Source organism: uncultured Brachyspira sp. (assembly GCF_910578695.1).
Taxonomy (GTDB): Bacteria; Spirochaetota; Brachyspiria; order Brachyspirales; family Brachyspiraceae; genus Brachyspira.
Genome location: NZ_CAJTQJ010000068.1, coordinates 2708 through 3060, shown reverse-complemented (window position 1 = coordinate 3060; position 353 = coordinate 2708). Strand labels below are relative to the sequence as shown.

General features: G+C 26.3%; 1 pseudogene. It reads left to right on the top strand.

The window, feature by feature from the left end:
- A pseudogene (locus tag QZ288_RS11575) lies at positions 1–353 on the top strand (gfo/Idh/MocA family oxidoreductase); the annotation flags it as partial.

Here is a 353-nt window from a genome sequence, read left to right as displayed (position 1 = left end):
TATTTGTGAAAAACCATTTACTTCAAATATAGATGAATTAGATGAGTTGATTGCCTTATCAAAAGAACGAAAATGCCTTCTTTTTGAAGCAATTACTAATCAATATTTACCTACTTATAAAAATATTAAAGATAGATTAAATGAACTTGGAAAAATTAGTCTTATCTCATGTAATTATTCCCAATATTCTTCACGCTATAACGCATTTAAAAAAGGTGAGATTTTACCTGTTTTCGATATTAATATGTCAGGTGGAGCATTAATGGATTTAAATGTTTATAATTTACATTTTGTAATTGGTCTATTCGGTAAACCAGAAAATGTTGAATATTTTGCTAATATCGAAAGAGGAA